Origin of the sequence: Bacillus sp. AFS040349 (assembly GCF_002577655.1) — a bacterium.
Lineage (GTDB): Bacteria > Bacillota > Bacilli > Bacillales > Bacillaceae > Metabacillus.
The window spans coordinates 48,452-62,394 of the sequence record NZ_NUMC01000029.1; the positions used below are offsets into that span (position 1 = coordinate 48,452).

At 35.3% G+C, this 13,943-nt stretch carries 16 protein-coding genes; 1 reads left to right on the forward strand and 15 read right to left on the reverse strand.

The features are described from left to right. Nucleotides 1-12: 12 nt before the first annotated feature. Genes mgsA through COD11_RS07455 form a run of 3 tightly spaced genes read right to left on the reverse strand, consistent with a single transcriptional unit; the run spans nucleotide 13 to nucleotide 1,572 of the window. The gene (mgsA, locus tag COD11_RS07445) at nucleotides 13-417 is read right to left on the reverse strand and encodes a methylglyoxal synthase (protein ID WP_098796130.1); all 405 of its coding nucleotides are present in this window, start codon (nucleotides 415-417) and stop codon (nucleotides 13-15) included. A 14-nt stretch (nucleotides 418-431) separates the two neighbouring features. After that, nucleotides 432-1,229: a 4-hydroxy-tetrahydrodipicolinate reductase gene (gene dapB, locus COD11_RS07450; protein WP_098796131.1), complete on the reverse strand. Its 798-nt coding sequence runs from the start codon at nucleotides 1,227-1,229 to the stop codon at nucleotides 432-434. A gap of 13 nt (nucleotides 1,230-1,242) precedes the next feature. Next, nucleotides 1,243-1,572: a nucleotide pyrophosphohydrolase gene (locus tag COD11_RS07455; protein ID WP_098796132.1), complete on the reverse strand. Its 330-nt coding sequence runs from the start codon at nucleotides 1,570-1,572 to the stop codon at nucleotides 1,243-1,245. Nucleotides 1,573-1,715: 143 nt separating this feature from the next. Between COD11_RS07455 and COD11_RS07460 the strand changes: the two genes are divergently transcribed. Beyond that, on the forward strand, nucleotides 1,716-2,588 hold the full coding sequence (locus COD11_RS07460) for a YitT family protein (RefSeq protein ID WP_098796133.1): 873 nt from the start codon (nucleotides 1,716-1,718) through the stop codon (nucleotides 2,586-2,588). A 52-nt stretch (nucleotides 2,589-2,640) separates the two neighbouring features. On the opposite strand, the gene ypjB is transcribed toward COD11_RS07460, so the two are convergent. The 12 genes from ypjB to hisC form a co-directional block, all read right to left on the reverse strand. Beyond that, nucleotides 2,641-3,432, reverse strand: a complete 792-nt coding sequence (gene ypjB, locus COD11_RS07465) for a sporulation protein YpjB (RefSeq protein ID WP_098796134.1) — start codon at nucleotides 3,430-3,432, stop codon at nucleotides 2,641-2,643. A gap of 191 nt (nucleotides 3,433-3,623) precedes the next feature. After that, nucleotides 3,624-4,214 (reverse strand): lipoprotein heptaprenylglyceryl N-acetyltransferase LhaT, encoded by a 591-nt coding sequence (gene lhaT / locus COD11_RS07470; protein WP_098796135.1) that lies wholly within the window; start codon nucleotides 4,212-4,214, stop codon nucleotides 3,624-3,626. A gap of 107 nt (nucleotides 4,215-4,321) precedes the next feature. After that, nucleotides 4,322-5,089, reverse strand: a complete 768-nt coding sequence (locus COD11_RS07475; protein WP_098796136.1) for a menaquinol-cytochrome c reductase cytochrome b/c subunit — start codon at nucleotides 5,087-5,089, stop codon at nucleotides 4,322-4,324. Nucleotides 5,090-5,153: 64 nt separating this feature from the next. Beyond that, nucleotides 5,154-5,828 (reverse strand): menaquinol-cytochrome c reductase cytochrome b subunit, encoded by a 675-nt coding sequence (gene qcrB, locus COD11_RS07480; protein ID WP_072579407.1) that lies wholly within the window; start codon nucleotides 5,826-5,828, stop codon nucleotides 5,154-5,156. 4 nt (nucleotides 5,829-5,832) lie between these two features. Beyond that, the gene (locus tag COD11_RS07485; RefSeq protein WP_098796137.1) at nucleotides 5,833-6,339 is read right to left on the reverse strand and encodes a Rieske (2Fe-2S) protein; all 507 of its coding nucleotides are present in this window, start codon (nucleotides 6,337-6,339) and stop codon (nucleotides 5,833-5,835) included. Between the two features lie 145 nt (nucleotides 6,340-6,484). Beyond that, entirely contained in the window at nucleotides 6,485-6,940 is a 456-nt protein-coding gene (locus tag COD11_RS07490) for a YpiF family protein (protein WP_098796138.1), read from the reverse strand. A 123-nt stretch (nucleotides 6,941-7,063) separates the two neighbouring features. Next, nucleotides 7,064-7,609, reverse strand: a complete 546-nt coding sequence (locus tag COD11_RS07495) for a ReoY family proteolytic degradation factor (protein WP_098796139.1) — start codon at nucleotides 7,607-7,609, stop codon at nucleotides 7,064-7,066. A 79-nt stretch (nucleotides 7,610-7,688) separates the two neighbouring features. After that, the gene (locus COD11_RS07500; RefSeq protein ID WP_098796140.1) at nucleotides 7,689-8,957 is read right to left on the reverse strand and encodes a tetratricopeptide repeat protein; all 1,269 of its coding nucleotides are present in this window, start codon (nucleotides 8,955-8,957) and stop codon (nucleotides 7,689-7,691) included. Between the two features lie 64 nt (nucleotides 8,958-9,021). Further along, a complete protein-coding gene (locus COD11_RS07505; protein WP_098796141.1) occupies nucleotides 9,022-9,939 on the reverse strand; it encodes a hypothetical protein in 918 nt (305 codons plus the stop codon). A gap of 244 nt (nucleotides 9,940-10,183) precedes the next feature. Continuing rightward, nucleotides 10,184-11,479 carry a 3-phosphoshikimate 1-carboxyvinyltransferase gene (gene aroA / locus COD11_RS07510; protein WP_098796142.1) on the reverse strand — a complete coding sequence of 432 codons (1,296 nt, stop codon included), beginning with the start codon at nucleotides 11,477-11,479 and terminating at the stop codon, nucleotides 10,184-10,186. A gap of 116 nt (nucleotides 11,480-11,595) precedes the next feature. Beyond that, nucleotides 11,596-12,699 (reverse strand): prephenate dehydrogenase, encoded by a 1,104-nt coding sequence (locus COD11_RS07515; RefSeq protein ID WP_098796143.1) that lies wholly within the window; start codon nucleotides 12,697-12,699, stop codon nucleotides 11,596-11,598. A gap of 118 nt (nucleotides 12,700-12,817) precedes the next feature. Further along, nucleotides 12,818-13,900, reverse strand: coding sequence for a histidinol-phosphate transaminase (hisC, locus tag COD11_RS07520; RefSeq protein WP_098796144.1), 1,083 nt, complete (start codon nucleotides 13,898-13,900; stop codon nucleotides 12,818-12,820). Between the last annotated feature and the right edge of the window lie 43 nt (nucleotides 13,901-13,943).

Sequence of the window (13,943 nt, forward strand, 5' to 3'; positions counted from 1 at the left end):
TGGTTATTTGAATTACTTTTTATCATGAATAACATTACGCCATTGAAAATCCCCACGATCTAAACCCCGAACTAATATTTCAGCTGTCCCCATATTGGTAGCTAGTGGAATGGAATATACATCACAAAGACGAATAAGTGCTGTGATGTCCGGTTCATGAGGTTGTGCAGTTAAAGGATCTCGAAAGAAAATAACCATGTCCATTTCATTTTTTGCAATTAATGCACCAATTTCCTGATCTCCTCCAAGTGGGCCTGACTGAAAGCGGTGAATAGATAAACCTGTAGCCTCCTGAATGCGGAGACCTGTAGTACCTGTTGCAAACAATTCATGTTCTTTAAAAATCGGTTGATATGCCATAACAAATTGTACAAGATCTGTTTTCTTTTTATCGTGAGCAATTAGCGCAATTTTCATTTATATTTCCCCTTTTACTCAATAATATTTTCAAGTCCATACACTAGCAAATCGATTTTCATCACGTTTTCAACTGCTAATTTCACACCAGACATAAATGAAGCACGATTATATGAGTCATGACGAATTTTTAACGTCTGTCCATCTCCTCCAAATAGAACCTCCTGATGGGCAATTAATCCTGGAAGTCGAACGCTATGTAGACGAATTCCATTTAAATTAGCTCCTCGTGCTCCTTCAATAATTTCTTTTTCATCCGGATGTCCTTGTTGCTTTTCTTCACGTACAGCTGAAATCATTTCTGCTGTTTTGATTCCTGTACCAGATGGAGCGTCTAATTTTTGATCATGATGTTGTTCAATAATCTCGACATCTTGAAAATATTTCGCAGCAATCTGTGAAAATTTCATCATTAAAATAGCACCAATTGCAAAATTCGGAGCAATAATTGCACCTATTCCTTTTTCTTCTGTTAATTGTTGCAGTTCATTTAGATCCTTTTCAGAAAAACCAGTTGTACCTACTACTGGTCTAACACCATTCTGTAATGCTTTTTTTGTATGTACTTTCCCAATCTCAGGTGTTGTCAAATCAATGAGTACATCGGGGTTTGTCTCAAAAAAGCATTTATCAATGTCTGTATAGATTGGTACATCAGCAGTGAAACCTTCAAGCTCATTAAGTCTCATACCTTCATATTTATGGTCTATTACACCCACTAGCTGGAAATGTTCGGTTTCTTCAACAAGCTTTACAGCCTCGCTTCCCATTCTTCCACGAGCACCAGCAATAACAATTTTCACTTCTGACATTTTTAAAACTCCTTTATTTTTCTTTTCTCGTCCATCGATCTTTATCTCTAGTATTGAATTTATTCATCACCATATCATGAGCTTCTTCCAAATCTATGTTTAATGAATTTGCTAAACAAATAAGAACAAATAAAACATCTCCGACTTCTTCTTCGATCTTTTTCTCTTCTTCAGTTGTCTTTTTCGGTTTTTCGCCATATGTATGGTTAATTTCCCTAGCAAGTTCACCTACTTCTTCTGTAATCCGAGCCATCATGGCTAATGGTGAAAAATATCCTTCTTTAAATTGACCGATATAATCGTCAACATCCTTTTGAAGGTCCTTCATTGTTTTATGTTCCATTTTATTCACCTCATCTTTACAATTCAATGTTAGCTAATACCAAATAAATTTACAATTATTTCGTCACGTTTTTATCAAAATTTGCACCTTGACATTCTATCAATTATAATATTAACGCTAAGAATGAATTGTAGGGGTGGAGTATGTTTCAGGATTTAAGATTAAAAAACATTATTTTTATTCTAATTGGCTCGGGTATTTTTGGATTTGGTCTTGTTCATTTTAATATTCAAAATAATTTAGCAGAAGGTGGATTTACAGGTATTACACTTTTGCTTTATTTTCTATTCAATTTTGATCCATCCATTTCTAACTTAATTCTAAATATACCATTATTTTTTATAGGCTGGCGTGTATTGGGTAAAACATCCTTCATCTATACGGTTATCGGAACAGTCAGTTTGTCCGTTTTTTTATGGATTTTTCAACGCTTTCAAATTAATATGCCATTAAATGACGATCTAACTCTTGCGGCCCTATTTGCTGGAGTTTCCCTAGGTATTGGTTTAGGTACGATATTTCGGTATGGAGGAACAACAGGTGGAGTGGATATCATTGCCAGATTAGCTCATCGTTATATAGGTTGGAGTATGGGGAAGACGATGTTTTTATTTGACCTTTGTGTAATAACTATTTCCTGGATTGCTTATCTTTCCTATAAAGAAGCAATGTACACACTTGTGGCTGTATTTGTAGGTGCACGTGTGATCGATTTTATGCAAGAAGGAGCATATGCTGCAAAAGGAGCTACAATTATCTCAAATTACCCTGACGAAATTTCTTCTAGAATTATGAAGGAAATGGATCGTGGGGTAACAATATTGAAAGGACAAGGTTCTTTCTCAAAGCAAGATCGAAATGTTCTTTATTGTGTTGTAGGCAAAAATGAAATTGTCCGCTTAAAAAATGTTATTACTTCCGTTGATCCTCATGCCTTTGTGGCCGTAAGTGATGTTCATGATGTTTTAGGAGAAGGATTTACATTAGATGAAAATAAAAAGCCGATTTCAAGATAAAGCTAGATTTAATGGACAAGAAGAGCGTGAAAATTTCTACGCTCTTCCATTTTTATTGCTTTTCTTTTTCACGTTTTGGCTGCTTCTCTTTCTCTCCTCGGTACTTTTTCCAGCCAGAATATGATAGAGCTAATAAAATGACACTTCCTGTTGATATCATAACCCAAAGTAAAGAGGGATCTGCTTCATCTTCTTTCACTCTATCAAAAATAGCTTTTAACTCTTCCTCCATTACAGTAAGTTGCTTCACTCTACTCGTAACTGGTATTTCATGAAATAACCGATCCTCAACTACCGATATATGGGCATCCATACGCTTAATTCGTTGAAAGTCTAGGTCAACTTGGATGCTTGGATAAATTACCTCATAAAGAGATAAGAATTCGTTAAAATCATGTTGAAATGACTCCTTATCACCTTGTTCAACATCACTTTTCATTTGTGAGAATGTTTCCATGATTGATGTTTCCATTGAACCCCATAATGGCTGATGCTCAGAAACCATTGCATCAACTACTAAACGAAATTTGGTTAATGATCTGACTTTCTCAATTGTACTTACTTTTTCGTTTAACAATAGATCTTGAGCAGTTTTTTGTGTATTAGTTATGGTACGGTAATGGTCTAAAGACATAACATTTCGATCAATAGGTATTTCTTCGAATTTAACTGTAAAGTAATTAAGTAATTGGGCAGACTCTTCAAAGCGCTCTTGCTTAGCTAGTTGTAGGGCCGTATCGGAAATTTTATTTAAAGACTTCCAATCATATGTTTCGGCTGCAAATACTGGTTTTATATGAAACAGCAACATACCAATTATAATAGTGAGTAATAATTTCTTCATCCTTGTCCCCCCTAGAACTTCTATTAAAAATCGTATGACAGTGTGGACAAGGATAGACCATATTTTTTCTATTTAACGTAATTTAGAAAATAATTAGATATAACTCAAACACTATAACAACCTAACGTAACTTACTATTCAAAATTCTACTCTATTAGTAACAAAAAAGCCTAGCAAATAAATGCTAAGCTTTACAATTGAAGTTTTCCAGAAGATTTTCTGATAACAAAATAATAGCCTAGGAAAATGGAAATTAAACTTAGCCAAAATGTCATATAACCAATTTGATTCATATAATCCATTAACATGCTGTAACGTGGCATCATCTCAAACACATAGTCAATTACATCATTATGTAAGGTCCATATTGCGGCAACAATTAAGTGCCAAGCTTTAAAGCGATAGTATGGAGCATAAAGTAAACCTTGAATTGCCATACCAAAGTGAGAAGCAATTAACATATATCCTTCCCATGGAAGTGAGCCATTTACTAACAGAACAAGAAGGTTCATAATAACAGCCCAAATACCATATTTAAATAATGTTACAATAGCCAGGGCTTCAATCAAGGGTAAATTTTTCTTCATTAAAAAAGCTGCCACAACGATTAAAAAGAACAGGCTTGCTGTTGGACTATCCGGAACGAATATGTAGAAATGGGCAGGAGTATCAGCTAATTGATACCTATACCAATAGTATCCATAAACTGTCCCAAAAAAATTAATAAGTACCATTATGAAAATAATCGGCTTTTGACCTAATAAATATTGAAACCATTTCATTTTTCACACACCAGACTTATTAGATTTCGATAGCTAGTATAGATCGTTTTTTTAATAATATAACACAATAAAGCTCTCAACAAAAAAAGCTGACATAAGTCAGCTTTTTACTTAGATGTAACACCAGAAATAAATTCTGATAGTACTTTTAATTCTTCGTCAGTACCTTTAAAGACTCCAGCAGGCATGCTACCTTGACCATTTTTAGCAATATCAGCTATAGCATCCGGTTCTAATCCGTTATCGACAAGAGCTTTACCTGCAGCTCCACCTTCTAGATTATCACCATGACATGAAATACAGCCTTGCTCCTGGTAAATAGCATATCCTTCAGATTCTTTATCAATTTCTGCTTCAGCCTTAATTTTCCCTTGTTCAGCTGCTGCTTCCCAGTCATGTGTAACAACAGATTCCCAAGTAAGGAAAAACGTTGCTGCAATACCAAGAATCATCATACCAACTGCAACAGGACGCTTTGCAGGACGACGCTCAGGACCACGATCTAAAAATGGTGCAAGCATTAATCCACCAAAAGCAAGTCCTGGAATAACAATTGCTCCAATAACTGTGTATGGACCAGATGCAAAAGAGTATTTTAATAATTGGTATAAGAATAAGAAGTACCAGTCTGGTAATGGAATATAACCTGAATCAGTAGGATCTGCAACACGCTCAAGTGGTGATGGATGCGCTACTGTTAAACATAAAAAACCGATTAAGAAAACAGCACCTACTAACCACTCCTTAAGAAGGAAGTTTGGCCAGAATGCCTCTGTTTTCCCAGGATATTCAGAATAATCCTTCGGAATGTTTGGTTTTCTCTCAGCTGAAATACGAGAGTCACCGACAAATTTCATACCTTTTCCGCGATGCATGATTTCCCCTCCTTACTAAGGTGGTTTCCCGTTAACATTACAATAAGATTTTAATCAGTAAATCTTATAGAGGACCAGAAATACCTTGTTTACGTATCATCACAAAGTGTGCTGCCATTAAACCAAATAGAGCAGCCGGTAAGAAAAAGACATGGATTGCAAAGAAACGAGTAAGTGTTTGAGCACCTACAATTTCCGGATGTCCAGAAAGCAATGTCTTAACCGTTGGTCCGATAAGTGGTACTGATTCTGCAATTTGCAGTGTAACTTTTGTTGCAAATAGAGCTTTCATATCCCAAGGTAATAAATAACCTGTTAAACCAAGACCAAGCATAACAAAGAAAATAAGTACGCCTACTACCCAGTTTAATTCACGTGGTTTTTTATAAGCACCTTGGAAAAAGACACGTAGTGTATGTAGGAACATCATAACGATAACAAGACTAGCTCCCCAGTGATGCATACCACGTACAATTTGTCCGAATGCCACTTCGTTTTGTAAGTAGAATACAGATTCCCAAGCATTTTTAATATCCGGAACATAGTACATTGTTAGAAACATACCAGATAAAACTTGGATAACTGTAACAAAGAATGTTAATCCGCCGAAGCAATATACAAAGGCAGAAAAATGGTGTGCAGGGTTTACGTGTTCAGGAACTTCATGGTCAGCAATATCGCGCCACATAGGCGTAATATCTAAACGTTCGTCAACCCAATCATAAATTTTGTTAAGCAATTGATTACGCCTCCCCTCGTGGTTTTGCTTTACCTAAGAATAAATAGCCGTCTTTTACTTCATGTACGTAGACATCAAGTGGTGCAAGAGGCGGTGTTCCTGGAACATTTGTGCCGTCTTTTTCATATAGCCCGTAGTGACACGGACAGAAAAATTTGTTCGGATTTGAAGGATCATTGTTCCAACCGACAGTACAGCCTAAATGCTTACAGATTGGTGATAAAGCCGTAATTTTGTCACCTTCTTTAAAAACCCAAGCTGATTTTGTTTCTTCTGATTCGTACCAAGCATCTTTTTGTTTGATTTTAAAGTCAAAGCGTTGAGGTTCTTCCGTTATTTCGTCAACCTTTACAACTTGAACTAGGTCTGTTTCCTCTGCTGGTCGGAGCACAGGGTCAAGTGCGAAGCGAACCATTGGCATAAGCATACCTGCAGCCATGAAACCGCCTACACCAGTAAGCGTGTAGTTTAAGAATTGACGTCTAGAAACTCGATGTTTTTTCTCGCTCATCATTTTCCCCCCTCTATCTTAAGCTCTGTCCGGTACGTACGGACATACGGAAATAACATATAAAACTAGGACATACTCATGATATATCAATCTTCTCATGAGGTCAATAAAATCCTGATTTCTAATCCTGGAAATGAAAAGGTTTTTATGATTTATTCCAAGATTGTAATAAAATGTTCAAAATTTGTTCGATTTGGTCTTGTAAGAGCTTCCTTTTTAACTGATCATCCATGTGTTCCAACGGCATAGAAGGGAGCCAAATAAGTTGTCCATTTTGATCATCCCCTCCTTTATCTTTTAATTTTTCATCGCTAGTTAGGAAAATTACATGTTTAAATTCCTTTTGTAACTCCTCTCCCCACTTCGATAAATCTTCAACAACAGTAGATGAGTTTTGCAGATATGAAAAACTAGGAAAGAGAAACACTCTGCCTTTCAATTGTCTTTCTAATTCAGTACTAACAAGACTAATAAATTCTCCTTTAGATACCGTGTGTTTAAAATCTGAATCTACCGAAACTGATATTAATGGGATAATGGCCGTATCAATGTACTCTTTTGATTGATTATATAAATCTACATCACTTGAATTCCACTTCAATTCATTCAACTCCCTGCAATAATTTTTTACTATGTACATATTATAATGCTTATATAATAAATTGTTAAATACTGAATAAGTTCAATAAAAAAACCCTCTTATAGAGGGCGTGTATTTGTATAGCTACTTACTGTTTAATTGATTTAATTGATAAGTTAACTTTTGAAAGCTCTCTTTGTCTTGTCGATCCAATGCCTCATCAATTAATTTTAGAAGTTTTTCTTTTTGAAAGCTCTGGATAGAATGTTCAAGAACTTTCTCTGCAATTTCCCGGTCTTTTTCATTTTCATTTAAATGCTCAGGCATATAAGGATTTGACTCAAGAACTGCTGCATATTGTGGTGATTGGTAAGAAGATCTGAAATTTAGTTGAATAAAAAGCTCTTCCTCTTTATTTAATCGAATATCATGAAACGATTTTTCTGCATCAGTTGTCATGACATTCTCTTTGTAAAAGCGAAATGGCACTTCTTCAACACAGTGAGTTGACATAATAATTCCTCTTGGACAATATTGAGCTTGCTCAACAAAATGTACTTTTTCCATTAGAGTGTCATGACTCATTAAATAATTTAAGATCCACACACATTCTCTTCTCTTTAGTTGATAATGGTTTAAAAACCACCTGATGAAGTCTTTCTTTTCATGGACAGATACAGGGGCCACCATACAATTCCCTCCTCTGCAGTTCAGATTATTCTTACTTTGATAATTCCACAAAATAAAAATAAAATCCTTCTCATTTCCATTAAAACTCATCTTCTAATTGTAGCAAAATCTCACCGTATTCGACATTTGAAGGATCTTGCTTTAATAATTCCTTAAAAATATTCTTCGCTTGTTCTCTTAGACCTTCTTCTAATAAGAAGTACCCATATTCCTGTAAAAAATCTCGTTGTTCCTTGAAAAAATTATATGCAAGTTGATAATGGTTTAATGCCTGTGTATACTCTTCTTTTTGATGATAAGCTCGTGCTAAATTCCATTCAAACTGCGGGTCTTCTTCTCCATATCGTTTACTTTCATTTATAAGGTCAATCACATCATCATACCTTTCGTCTTGAAGAAAGATATGTGACAGTGTAATCGCTGCTTCAATATGTCCAGGGTCGATAGCAAGAGATTCACGTAATAATTGTTCAGCCTCTTCCATTTGACCAGATTTTATAGCTACTTTTCCTCCAAATAAGAAAAGATCTTTATTATACTCATCTACCTTTATTCCTTCTTGTACAGTTTCTAAGCTTTCTTGTAATAATTCTTCATGTTCATAAGCCTTCGCTAAGTATAAATATAATGATGAATAATATGGATCGGCTTCCTTTAGTGCAAGAAATTGTTGAATAGAAGTTTTGTAAAAGCCTCCTTGAAAGGCTGTAAAACCATATCCAAAAAGAGTATCTGCATCTTCCTGTATGTCTATAGCTTCCTTATAATGCTCCAAGGCATCCTCAAATTCCCCATTTGCGCTTAAACATTCTGCCAACCTTTGATGAATAATAACGCCCGAAACTGTATTATGCTGTTTTACAAGCATTTCGAAGTAAGGAATTGCTTGCTTGTACTTACCCTGATGAAAATAAAGTTCTCCAAGAGCAAAATCAAGAATAGGCTCCTGCGGTAATAACAGCTTAGCTTCTTTTAGCTTTTGTTCACTTACTTCTGCTAGTCCTTGCATTTGATACAAATCTGCCAATAGAAGAAGTGCCTGTGGATAGGACTCATTATCATTCGTGATCGTGTTAAGCAAATCAATGGCTTCTTCCTCTTTTTCTAAATCTAACTTTAGTTCAGCTAAAAACAAGGTTACTTGCGTTTCCTCGGGATAAAGGAAATGAAGTTCTTCAACCATTTCATGTGCACGGTCGACAATACCCCATTGATAATATTGATCAGCTAAATGCAGTTTTTCCTCATCATGTAGAGTAGGTGTTATATTTTCTAATAAGTTTAATCCTTCTTGAGTTTGACCCTTATTTACAAGATTTATTGCTTCGGTTAATACTTGGTTAAACATACATTTTCCTTTCTCTTCTAACAATGGTTTATTTATTTCATATATACTCAATCTTTATCATACATCAAAAGGAAACAGTTTGTGGTATAAAACGACCTGAGATTGGGATAAAACATTCTTCCCCGGTGCCAGGTTGGAAAGTGATGTCACCATTAACATTAATGATCTTGCCATGATGTGATGTAAATGCTGGAGAATTCAGTTCATTATTTATCATTGGCTTCCCATCAGTATGATAGTTCATTTCATCAAGTAGATATAAATTATAATTGAGTTGTCCACCTACGCGAATATCGCCTTTCGCAGGATATACTCCCAATCTCATCAAAACATTCTTAGAAAGGGGCACCCCAGGCTCTAAACAGGTATCAATGGATGAAAGGCGATTTTCATTCATTTGTTTTACCCATTCCTGTAAAAGTTTTTGTTTTTTATAAGTTGTTAATTCTTCATCTGCTATATAAGGGATAAGTGTTATTGGATTTGAAAACATGGCATCTCTTATCCAGCCCCATGACTTTGAATCTATCTTATCACCTTTGCCCAGTTCAACAAAAATAATGGATATATTTTGTTGTTTACACTTTCTAATAAGTGATGGGGTAAGAGTTTTTAATGAAAGCTTAACTCCAATATAGTAATCAATTGGCGGGTTAATCATAAGATGCCTTCTTTGCTTTAATTTTGACAACAATTCCTTTTCATAATCAATATCTACCACTGTGAGAAGAGTTGTGCAGCCTTTTGCTAAGTACTGCATAAATGTACGTTTGAATTCTTTAAATGGAAGTAGTGAATGAAGATAAAAATCCAGCATAACATAGCCAGGGGTTAATAAATACGAACTTAAATCCATCCTTACAAACTTTATGTTATCCATAGAATGACGCATAAACTCAATTTTGTCTTGGTTGATTAATAAAGATGTTTTTTCAATTGAATTGTTTTTTAACAACTTTACTTTGTCCATAATATAACACACGATAAGGCGTCCCTCCTTCCATCTCCTTAAGACAAGCTATGATGAAAAATAAGCATTTATTCACATTGTTTTAACTTGATAAAACGCCTAAAAGAAGGGAAGGAAAGTTTATAAACTAAAAAAAGAGGGGGGATTCGAAGACTTGGTCTGAGGAGAACAGGCACCTCCACTAAAAAACAATGTTAGTTTTTAATTAACTCAAAAAAAAGAGATTGCTTTTGCATCCAAAAGCAATCTCTTTTACTTATTTGCTTAAACCAGTTAAATGATCAAAAAAGTTAGGATAAGAAACGTCGATTGACTCTGCATTTAATAGTTCAATCGGCTCTTCCGTTATACAAGACGCAATAGCAAGCATCATACCAATTCGATGGTCACCATGACTTGAAACTGTCGCATTTCCCTTTAAGTTTGTTTTGCCAGTAATAATCATTCCATCATCAGTAGCTTTAATTGCAGCTCCTATTTTTGTCAACTCACCTACAACTGTATCAATACGATTTGTTTCTTTAACTTTAAGCTCACTTGCATCCTTAATAATCGTTTCTCCCTCAGCTTGAGTTGCTAACAAGGCGATAACAGGAATTTCGTCTATTAATTTTGGGATTAAATCACCACTTATGGTTGTTCCCTTTAGAGAAGATGTTTTTATAATGATATCTGCCACTGGCTCAAAGGTTTCTTCTTTGCTTGGTATGATCTCCATTGTGGCACCCATCATTTCTAAAACATCAAGGATACCTGTTCTTGTAGGATTAATCCCAACGTTCTTCAAACGAATTTCACTGCTTGGAACGATGGCACCAGCTACGAGGAAGAATGCAGCTGAAGAAATATCGCCTGGAACAAAAATATTTGTTGCTTGCAAAGTTTGACCACCACGAACGGTTGCAGATCTTTCATCTTCCTTTACATCAACCCCGAAAGCTCGTAGCATTCTTTCCGTATGATCTCTTGATTTATGTGGCTCAGTGACAGTTGTTTCTTCACCAGCTGTGTTTAATCCAGCCAAAAGGATGGCAGATTTAACCTGTGCACTAGCTACTGGGGAATCATATTGAATACCTTTTAAACTGCCACCTCTAATTGAAATAGGGGTATATTGACCATTTTCTCTTCCATCAATGTTTGCTCCCATCATTGTCAGAGGTTTTGTTACTCTCGACATCGGTCTTTTAGCAATTGATTCATCCCCAATAATACAAGAATGAAACGGAGTCCCTGCTAATATCCCCATCATTAATCTAGTTGTTGTTCCAGAGTTACCAACATCTAATATATCAGATGGTTCTTGTAAACCATCCAACCCCTTTCCTTCAACTGTAACAAGGTCTTTTGATACATCAATTGATACACCCATTTTCTTAAAACAAAAAACCGTACTTAGGCAGTCCGCACCCATTAGAAAGTTTGAAATTTCGGTTTTTCCGTTAGCGATAGCTCCGAACATAACAGCTCGGTGTGAAATAGATTTATCACCAGGTATGTTAATTGAGCCAGTTAAACTAGTAACTTTTGATAATCTTTGAACTTCTGACATAATTCCACCTCTTCGATTATTAGAAAAAACTATGACAAAAACCTTAGTTTTTTAGTCCTGTCATCCATAAAAACTTGTAATTAAAGATCATAAAAATAATTATTTTTTATTTAGATCTACATAATAAATGTTTCATAAGCACAATACTTGTTAATACAGTCAATCGCTAGTTCACGATCTCGTTCTGTCTGAAAGCTTAACCTTAATACCCCATAGATTTCTTCACGTGTTTCAATAATTCGTATATTCGTTAAACTGATCTTTTCTTTTGCCAGATATCCAGTTATCTCAGAAATAACCCCGGGATAATCAGGTACATCAACAAATAAGTCATAAAATGACGGAATAGCTCCCTTTTGCTTCTCTGGCAGACCATCTCGATAATTCTTTGCATATTGAAAATATGAAAATAAATTATCAGCTTCTTCATTTGCAACAAACGCTTTTACACGCTCCATCTCTGAAATCCATTCATCAAATAAGTGTAATAAGGGTTCTTTATTATGGAGAAGAATATCTCGCCACATCGAAGGACTACTTGAGGCAATTCTCGTTATATCTCGAAAACCTCCAGCAGCTAGCCTCTTGACAAGTGGAAATTGCTCTTCATGATTTTTAGCCTGATAAACAAGGCTCGCAGCAACAATATGGGGAAAATGACTAATTACACCGGTAACTTCATCATGTTCATTTGGCGTCATTTCAATGAAATTAGCTTTCGTTCCTTCAAGAACACTTTTTAATAAATCAACATCATTCTGAGTTACATATTGGGAAGGAGTTAATATGTAAAAAGCATTCTCGAACAAATGTGGTTTTGCTGCTAATATTCCTGATTTATGAGAGCCAGCCATAGGATGACCGCCGATAAACTTAATTTTCCCATTTAAATGCTGATTTGCACATTCAACAATTTTCACTTTCGTACTTCCAACATCAGTTACAATAACATCTTTCTTCAGTTGTTCTGATTTTAATTGTTCTATAATTTGAGTTGTTTGTTGAACAGGGGTTGAGAGAAAAATCATATCTACCGATGATAGATCCGGGAAAAGCTTGGTGGCAATTTCATCAATCGCCCCAATCCTTTTTGCTAGATTAGCCTGATCTTCATTTATGTCAAAACCTAATATATGTATTGAAGGATCTTTTTGCTTAATTGATAATGCTATTGAGCCCCCAATTAATCCAAGACCTACTATATAAACTTCTTTCACCATAAAATATCACCTTTTTGTCCTATCATAAATTGAGGGTATATATCATTGCCTAAGAAAGAAGGTACTAATAATATGAGGATCAAATCTATCATATAAATTAGTACCCTTAAGATAAAGTTTATTGAACAAATTCCCTTAATGCTTCGATAATTTCTTCGTTTTGTTGACGATCTCCAACAGTTATACGTAGGTGGGTAGGAAACCCAAGAGCATTTCCGGACCTTACGATATATCCTTTTTTCAGTAATGCATTAAAAACTTCGTCAGAATCCCGATTAAAGTCAATTAAAATGAAGTTACCTTCAGAAGGATAATATGGAAGATTCAGTTCCTCACAGAAAGAGTAAAATTGTTGTAACCCTTCCTTATTTTTCCCCCGACATTCTTCCACAAACTGAGCATCATCTAAAGCTGCAATAGCGGCCACCTGAGCAACCCTGCTTGTATTAAAAGGTTCCCTAGCCGGTTCAATTTTTCGAATTAATTCTGCATTTGCAATGCCATAACCTATTCTTAACGATGCTAAGCCATAAGCTTTTGAGAATGTACGTAGAATCATTAAGTTAGGATAATCGTTAATGAATTCAACAGTTTCTGGATAATCTTCAGCTAAAACATATTCATAGTAGGCTTCATCTACTACAACAAGCACATGTTTAGGCACTTTATTTAAGAAATTAACTAAACTGTCTTTAGTAACATATGTACCTGTAGGGTTATTCGGTGTACATACCCATACAACCGTCGTGTTTTCATCTATTTGCAGAAGCATATTTTCTAAATCATGATTACCATCTACTAGTGGGACCTCACGGATTTCAGATCCTTCAATCACAGCATTGTGCTTATATTGAGGGAATGTTGGTGTGGCCATTATAGTATTAGAATCTGGGCTTAGTAACGCTCTACAAATAATTTGAACAACTTCATCTGACCCATTCCCAAAAATTAATTCTTGTTCTTGAACACCTACGTGAGCAGCTAGTTTTGTACGAAGTTCAGCACTATATCCATCTGGATAAATAGCAAGCTGACCCAATTCATCTACAATGGCTTGTTTAGCCTTAGGAGAACAACCATATGGGTTTTCATTAGACGCAAGCTTCACAACTTTTGTTAAATTATATTCTTTTTTTACTTCTTCCATTGGTTTTCCTGGCTGATATGGCTTTAGACTTAATAATTGTTCTTTTACACGCATAAATTACACCTCTTTTAAATAGAGGCTTTGTTAAACTTTACGG